The organism is Rhizorhabdus sp., from assembly GCF_018006725.1.
GTDB lineage: Bacteria > Pseudomonadota > Alphaproteobacteria > Sphingomonadales > Sphingomonadaceae > Rhizorhabdus.
Genome location: NZ_JAGMXV010000039.1, coordinates 20134 through 27998, shown reverse-complemented (window position 1 = coordinate 27998; position 7865 = coordinate 20134). Strand labels below are relative to the sequence as shown.

General features: G+C 65.7%; 6 protein-coding genes, 1 tRNA gene and 1 pseudogene. 1 reads left to right on the top strand and 7 read right to left on the bottom strand.

Going from position 1 to position 7865, the window contains the following annotated elements; all coding sequences use genetic code 11:
- From KAY22_RS08215 to KAY22_RS08195, 5 genes and pseudogenes are all read right to left on the bottom strand, one after another.
- A pseudogene (locus KAY22_RS08215) lies at nt 1-829 on the bottom strand (phospholipase); the annotation flags it as partial.
- A gap of 168 nt (nt 830-997) precedes the next feature.
- Nucleotides 998-2149 carry a glycosyltransferase family 2 protein gene (locus KAY22_RS08210; protein WP_296622101.1) on the bottom strand — a complete coding sequence of 384 codons (1152 nt, stop codon included), beginning with the start codon at nt 2147-2149 and terminating at the stop codon, nt 998-1000.
- A gap of 17 nt (nt 2150-2166) precedes the next feature.
- On the bottom strand, nt 2167-3732 hold the full coding sequence (locus KAY22_RS08205) for a hypothetical protein (RefSeq protein WP_296622098.1): 1566 nt from the start codon (nt 3730-3732) through the stop codon (nt 2167-2169).
- A complete protein-coding gene (locus tag KAY22_RS08200; protein ID WP_296622095.1) occupies nt 3729-4910 on the bottom strand; it encodes a glycosyltransferase family 4 protein in 1182 nt (393 codons plus the stop codon). Before KAY22_RS08200 ends, KAY22_RS08205 begins: the two co-directional genes overlap by 4 nt.
- Nucleotides 4907-6340, bottom strand: a complete 1434-nt coding sequence (locus tag KAY22_RS08195; protein ID WP_296622092.1) for an oligosaccharide flippase family protein — start codon at nt 6338-6340, stop codon at nt 4907-4909. Before KAY22_RS08195 ends, KAY22_RS08200 begins: the two co-directional genes overlap by 4 nt.
- 231 nt (nt 6341-6571) lie before the next feature.
- On the opposite strand from KAY22_RS08195, the gene KAY22_RS08190 reads away from it, so the two are divergent.
- On the top strand, nt 6572-7135 hold the full coding sequence (locus KAY22_RS08190) for a hypothetical protein (protein ID WP_296622090.1): 564 nt from the start codon (nt 6572-6574) through the stop codon (nt 7133-7135).
- A 136-nt stretch (nt 7136-7271) separates the two neighbouring features.
- Here KAY22_RS08190 and KAY22_RS08185 read toward each other — a convergent pair.
- Together KAY22_RS08185 and KAY22_RS08180 are read right to left on the bottom strand one after the other, a co-directional pair.
- A tRNA-Arg gene (locus tag KAY22_RS08185) sits at nt 7272-7348 on the bottom strand.
- 70 nt (nt 7349-7418) lie between these two features.
- The gene (locus KAY22_RS08180; RefSeq protein ID WP_296622088.1) at nt 7419-7814 is read right to left on the bottom strand and encodes a hypothetical protein; all 396 of its coding nucleotides are present in this window, start codon (nt 7812-7814) and stop codon (nt 7419-7421) included.
- Between the last annotated feature and the right edge of the window lie 51 nt (nt 7815-7865).

The following is a 7865-nucleotide window of genomic DNA, read 5'->3' as shown; positions in this document are numbered from 1 at the left end:
CATCTGGCTCCTCGAGGCGCTTGGCTATTGCCTCGGCCACGCGGCGGGAGGCGAAATATTGATTGTCGGCATAGATGAAGCGGCGCGCCCGCGCGATCATGTCGATATAGAGCTGCTCAATCTCGCGGACCTCTTCATGGTCCTCGGCTTTTGGTTCGGTTCGCGCGATTGCCACCTCCACATCATGATGGAGCGGTTCGACGAGCTCGGGCCAGGCGGCATCATGGGGCACGGGCGCGGGCAGAGTCTTGCCGGTGGCCCGCCGCCAGCGGATGCGCGCCAGTTCGCCGAGCGCCTGTGCAACGGGTCCGTCGACGATTCCCGCCGTATCGTGCCAGGGGCGATAGGGGGCTCCGTTCGGCCGAACGCGGCGGGGGTCCTCGTCGACATGGTCGGGCGTGTCCCAGCGGTCCGACGTCATGTCGATACCACCGCACATGGCCAGACTGTCGTCCACCACCAGCAGCTTCTGATGATGCGTGCCGCCGATCGGATGGCTGCTGTCGAAACGGATTTCGACATGTCGGGCGAGGCGCCATTGCGCGAGGGTCAGGGCGGACAGACCGCGCCCCAGCATCTTGAGAAAGCCCATATTCCAGATCAGCAAATTGATCCGCAGTTCGGGCCGTCGCTTGGCCAGCCACGGGATGAACTCGGCCAGACAATTGGGTTCCTCGCGGTCGCCAGCATCGGGATCGAGCAGGATGCGTGGGTCGACGTCCCAACCGACCAGAATGATCTGTTCGCGGGCTGCCATCATCGCGTCGCGCGCAACGCGGAAATAGTCGGCGGCGTCGATGATCACGCCGAACCGGTCGGCGCGCTCCATCCTCCAGCAATTGGAGTCAGTGCGGAAAAGGTCGCTCGGCATCATGGCCCTGTGTTCGATCGCCGTGAGGCACGCGGCAGTCTGTCCCCGCCATCGTCAACGCCGAAACGAACGGGAGGTGCCATCGCGATTTTCAATCCGTCGCGCGAGGGCTGCCGCCTGCCGAACTCAGGCTGCGACCGAAACGACCCTCTTGCGCGGCCGCCGCCATACGAGGCTGGTTGCGGCCGAGAAGTTGAAGACGGCACCCATGATCGCACCAGCCAGGCCGGCGAACGACCAGTTGCCGAACTGGTTGATCGCAATCTCCGCGACGCCGACATTGGCGAGCGCGCCGAAGCTGCAGACCACGCAGAACAGGATCAGGCCGGCGAGAAAGGAAAGGCCCGTCAGCCGCCGGTCGCGATAGGTGAACTCGTTGTTCATGACGAAGTTCGACATCATCGCGATGAAGGTAGCGGTCAGCTGCGCCGCGATGAAGGTGAAGCCGGCCAGTTTCAGCCCGTTGAGGATGGCGAGGTGGACGAGCAAGCCGAAGCCACCGACGATGCTGAACAACGCAAAGCGCGGCGGGATGAGGCCGTGGGTCAGCTTCTCGATGATCAGGAACAGGAATTGCGCCAGCACCATGACGCTGATCTTGCTCTCGCCTTCCTGCCGCGTGCGGAAGACATAGGGAACTTCCTCGATCTTCAGCGGGGTGTGCGAGGAGCTGATGATGTCGAGCAGGATCTTGTAGCCCTGCTGTGATAGATCGTAGATGACGCTGGCGAAGATCTCGCGGCGGACCATGAAGAAGCCGCTCATCGGGTCGCTGGTCTGGTTGCCGACCAGCATGCCCGCCATCCGCGTCGCGAAATCGCTCATCTTCGCGCGGGTCGCATCCCACTCGCCGATGCCGCCGCCATCGGCATAGCGGGTGGCGACGACGATGTCGGCCCCGGTCGAGGTCAGCTTCTCGTACATCTGCTTGAGGATGCGTTCGTCATGCTGGAAATCCGCATCCATCACCGCGATGGCGCTGCCATTCGCGACCAGCGCGCCCTCGATCACCGCCGAGGACAGTCCGCGCCGGCCGACGCGGCGCAGGCAGCGCAGGCGCGGCTCGTCCCGCGCCAGACGCGACACCTCGGCAAAGGTCTGGTCCGGGCTGTCGTCGTCGACGATGATGATTTCCCAGGGGATGTCGCCGAGCGCCGAGCGCACCGCCTCGACCAGCGGCGCGATATTCGCTTTCTCGTTATAGGTCGGGATGATCAGCGAGACGTCGGGCGCCGACAATTTGCGGCGCGGCGCCTTCTTGGTTTCGATCATGCTCATCGTGCAGCCCCCACTGACTATCCCCTCGGGCCCGCCTTAGCAGCGGAAGATGTTTTTTGTCGAACGATCGCGTAGAGCGCCGACCGTTCGTCGGACCAGACCGGGCGCAGCCAGTCGGCCTTGGGCCGGTTGGCGGGATCGACGCCCAGCAGCCACAGATGGTCGAACGCCCCGCGCGGGATCTGCGCGATGCGGTCGGCGAGCAGCGGCTCGGGACGGTCGCAGCCGGGCAGGCGGACCTGGGCGCTGCTGTGATAGGCGAAGTCGCGCGGGATCGACGGGCCGACCGCCACCAGCTGCGCACCCGGCATGTCGAACTGGTCGTTGACGAAGGCGTCGCGGCGGATGATCGCCATGCTCGGCAGATGGATGATGCGGGGCACGTTCCAGCCACGCGGGCAGGGCGGCGCGACCAGGGCGACCACGCGCGCGCCGCGCGGTATGCTGGGCAGGACCTTCAGCCAGCGGGCATGATCATCGGCGTAGCGGGCATAGCTGATCGTCGTCGCGACACTGCGCGCGGTGACGAAGGCGAGTGCCAGCAGCGCGATCGCCGATGCGGCGGTGCGCCCCCAGGCGGGGCGGGGTGCGATGGCGAGGATGCCGATGGCAAGCATCAGCGGCGCGATCCGCATGTCGGCATAGATCAGCCCGAAAAAGGCATAGGGGATGAAGATGTAGAAGGCCGCCATCACCAGGAAGACGAGGAGCAGGCGCCGGCTCATCCGCATGAGGCCGACGATGCCTAGGCCGATCAGCCCGACGCAGAGCAGCGCCGACAGCCCCTCCCATTTGACCCAGCGGTCGCGCATCGCGCTTTCGATCCAGCCCCATTTGTCGAAGATCGCGAAGAAGGCGCTCGTCTCGCCCTGGTTGTCGCCGCTGCGCCACGCGACGATCGGTATCAGCGGCAGCGCGAGCAGCAGGCATTCGAGTACGACCGCGCGCACCATTGCCAGGCTGATCTTCCAGCTGGTGACATGCCGGTAGAGCGCATTGCCGACGACGAGCAGACCGAAGACGACCCAGCCGAAGATATGCGCGAAATAGATGAGCAGGCTGCCGAGCAGGATCAGCGTCCGCCAGACCGTCGGCATCTTGAGGCGCTGATAGCGCAGGACGAGGCCGAACAGCAGGAAGGCGAGGGCGGCCCCCAGCGAGAAATTGATGAAGCCGTAGTGGAAGGCATAATTGTAGATCAGCGGCAGCGCGAAGGCCGCGGTGGCCGGCAGTTCGCCATGCGCTTCACGCGCGATCAGCAGCAGGCCGGCGGCCGACAGCAGCGGGATCAGAATGATGACCAGCTTCGTAGCCGGCTCGACCCCCATCAGCGGATGCAGCGCATAGACGAGCGCATCGACGCCGAGATTGCCGACCGGCATCCAGTCGATCGAGAAGATCGAGGACAGAGTGGGGGCACCCGCCATGCCGGTCTGAATGTAGAAGCGTCCCATATGGGTGGGCACATCGTCGAGCGGCGGGAAGGGCGGCCACAGCAGCGGCATTATCATCAGCACCAGCAGCAGGCCGACATAGGCCTTGGACTGCCACCAGTTTACCCGCTTGCCGCGCCTGTTCGTCATTCCACTGCCTCGAGAAACCTGCGCGCGGTTGCGTCCCATCCCAGCGTCCGGGCCCGCGCGAATCCGGCCTGTTCCATCTTTCGGCGTGCGGCCGGATCGCCCAGCAGCTGCCGCAGCGCCGCCGCGATCGACGCGGGATCGTCGCCATCGACCAGCAGGCCGGTCACGCCGTCGACGACCGCATCGGTCGCACCGCCCGCACGACCGCCGATCACCGCCTTGCCGCAGGCATTGGCCTCGAGGAAGATCAGGCCAAAACCTTCGGTGTCCCCATCGGGCAGGGTGCGGTTGGGCATCGCGAACAGCGTACACCTCCGATACAGCGCGTCGAGCGTCGCATCGTCTATTCCGCCGCGAAAGGCGATGCGCGATGCGGCGGGCGAGGAGGCTGCGATCGACCGCAGCCGATCCTCTTCGGGGCCCTTGCCAGCGATCACCAGTTCGACATCGGGAAAGTCGGCCGCGATCAGGCCGAAGCCTTCGATCAGCCGGTCGAAGCCCTTGCGCTCGATCAGGCGTCCGACCGCGAGGACGAAGGGGCGCTCAGCGGGCGCATCCGGACCTGGCTGGAAGCGAACGAGATCCACTCCCGGCGTGACCAGGCTGATCCGCTCGGCCGGCACCTGAAAATCGGCGATAAGCCGGTCGCGCGTGAAGCCAGACACGGTGATCACATGATCGGCTGCGCGCAGCGCCGGACCGCGCAGGCGGGCGAGGCGGTTATAGGTCTTCTGCACCACTTCCTCGCCATGGGTATAGAGGATGATCCGCCAGGGGCTGATCAGCGCAAGCAGGATGGCGAGCCAGCCGAGCCCCTGCAATTCACCGACGACGATCGTCCGCGCGCGGATCCGCGTCGCGAGGATCAGGACGCGCAGCAGCACGTAGAGCATTACCGGCAGGTCGACGATCAGCAGGTCGAGCAGTCCTATACGGCGGCGGAACGCCTCGATCCGCGGCGGACGGAGCCAGGCGATGCGATGGACCGGATAGCTCTTGCCGTCGTCGCTCTCGCGCCAGTCGGGGATCGGCTTGCCCTCGTCGGCGTCGCGCGAGGCGGTGAGTATGTGAAGCTGTGGCGCGCAGGCGCGGGCGAGCCGGTCATAGACCATCGGCGTCCCGCCCACGAGCGGTGGCAGGGCATTGGCGACGAGCAGGATCGGACGCGGGTCGCTCAATGCCGCGCGACCTTCAGCAAGGCGGTCAGCACCGACCGCTGGAACAGCGCCACGGCGCCGAGCCAGACGAGCGCGAGCAGACCGGCTGCTTCAAGCGCCGCGATGATCGGCTGGGCGGGAATGCCTCCCCCCCGCATCAGGTCGATCGCCACGCCTGCAAGCCCGACGACCGCACAGATCGCGACCGAGGGGATCAGGCTCGCCAGCATCTCGCGCAGCGAGAAGAGGCCGAGGGCGATGCCCAGCCGGATCGCGGCGGCGGCATAGACGAGCGACACCCCGATGGTGCCGATTGCGACGAAGACGATGTTGGTCCAGCTGAGCATCGCCAGCATGGCGATGCGCGCGGTCTGTTCGGCGAGGCCGAGCAGAAACAGCTCGCGCGCTTTGCCGAGGCCCGACAGCGAGGCGTTGAGTACCACGAACTGCCCGGTGATCGCCGCCGCGATGCACAACCAGGGGGCGGGCGCGATCGAGGCCTGCCACTGCCAGCCGTACAGCCCGATCAGGATTGGCGCCGACTGGGTCGCGATGCCGATCAGGACAGGCGAGAAGATGCAGCCGAACAGCCGCATTCGCACCAGCAGCGTCGCATGGGCGTCGATCCCGCTACGCAATTCGTGCGCGACCAGCGGCGACAATATGCTGAGCACCGGCGGCGCGGCATAGGTCCACAACATGCGCGGCAGCATCTCGGCGCGGTCCAGAAAGGCCGCCGGGGCGATGCCCAGCGACCGTCCGACGAACAGCTCGTTCAATCTCGGCCCGACCTGCCCGAGCAACACGCCCCCCAGCACCCAGCCGGTGAAGGATGAGATCGACCGCCAGTGCGACAGCGCCGGCCGCCAGACGAAATCGGGCGGCCGGGCGAGCACGGACAACCCCAGCGCCACCGCACCGTTGACGACCGAGCCATAGGCCATGGCGATGCTGCCCCAGCCGGCATAAGCGAGCCCGACCGAAGTCGCGGCGCCCGCCGCCGCACCCGCCAGCGTCGCGACGAGGATCGTCTTGAAGCGCAGCGCCCGCGTCAGCAGCCCGTGGCTCAGCACCTGATAAGGCGCCATCAGATAGGAGAGGGTGACGATGCGCAGCACATCGGCGATCACCGGCTCGCGGTAGAAGCCGGCGATGGCGGGCGCCGCGAGGAAGATCAGGAGGGCGAAGGCGAAGCTGGTCAGCATCGCCATGCCGAGCGCAGTGCGCACCATTGGCCGGTCGAGCTTGGGCGCCGCGATCAGGAACATGTTGACGCCCGCGCTGCGCAGCGTCGCCGCGATCACCACGGCGGCGAGCGCGATCGAGAAGGCGCCGATCTCGTGCGGCGACAACAGCCGCGCGACGATCAGGCTGGCCGAGAAATCGATGACGAACTGGACGATCGTCTGGATGCCGACGATCCGCGCCATGGCGCTTCCGCTCATGCTCATCGCGGTCCGGCTCCATCACGGCAGGGCGCGCGGCATCGGCGATCGCCCGTCACTCCCCCCTCATGATCCGAACGCACGCCACCCCCCGATCCGGCCACCCCGCCACCTTATGGAAGGCGCCGGATTTCGCCAGTGATTCATGCGGGTGACGGCATCGGCACTGTGCATTGGCGTTGTGCATCGGCAAGTACGCAACCAACGAAGACCGAATGACATTTACCATGCGCGGCCGTGACGACGATGGTGGGCACGGGAAAGCGGCACCATGGCGCCGCGAAGGATGATGCTCTTGCCGTTGTGCAAATGAGCCGTGGATTTTCTGTGGGCGCTACCTGTTTGTCAGGATTTGGTTGGCACAAGGCTCCGAATCGCCGGGCATCCTTTCCCGCTCGGTCCATATTCAAGTTACCGCAGAGGAAGTGTGCGATCGTGCAAGGCTGGTTCGCCATCGACGTGGAGAAGGATCTCAAACTGATCCGCCTGACCATGGGAGGCTTCTTCGAAAGCGCGACCATCGTCGAGATGCGCACGCGCATGGTCGAGGCGATCGCTACGCTGGCCTGCGCGGCCAATGATCATCTCACTCTGTGCGACATATGCGAGATGGATATTCAAAGTCAGGAACGCGTCGGCGAGTTCGCCAAACTGGTCGGGAGCGATGATGTCCGTTCCCGCCGTCTGGCCTTCGTGACCGCAAGGAGCCTCGCGCGGCTGCAAGCCAAACGGCTGACGTCACGCGAAGGGGTCGAGTTTTTCACCGATCCAGACATGGCGCTCGACTGGCTGACAGGTTGATGGTTGGCGCCGAATGCGGCGCTCTCCTAGGTACATATGGCCCGAGGCTGGAACGTCGGACCAGCATCTGCAGCGACGCAGCCATCCGCACATAGGCGTTCCGGCAAACGCCGGATCACTGAAAAATGTCGGAATATGGCGCACCCGAAGGGATTCGAACCCCTGGCCTCTGCCTTCGGAGGGCAGCGCTCTATCCAGCTGAGCTACGGGTGCGTTGGGGGCCGCTTAGCAAAGCGATCGGGGCACCGCCAGAGCTAATTGGCGGGGGCTCCTCCGGTCGGCCCTATTTCGGCGCGCCGCTGATCGGCTGGAACTTGCCCAGGCCGCACGACGCGCCGATCGGGATGGGCGGGGTGCGCAGGACAGTGATGATGTCGACCGAGCAGAGCTGCGGCAGCGAGGTCGCATAGCCGAAGCGCTCCTCATAGCCGAGGCCCGAGCAGGCATAGGGCAGGGTGTTGCGATAGACCTTGCCGTTGTTCATGTAGAAATCGATCGTGCGGTCGTCGCGGACGCGCGTATTGCGGATCGAGCGGAGGGGGATGCAGTCCTCGGCCTTGCCGTCAGGCTTGATCTTCGCTTCCTGCTCGGGCTTCAGCGGGCGGCTCTGGCCCGCAGAGCCGGCGGCGCAGAGCAGGGCGACGGCAAGGGCCACGGCACGCTTCGTTCGACCACGCATCGGAACATCCTTTCCCAGATCATCGATCCTTCGGTCCATGATCATAAGACG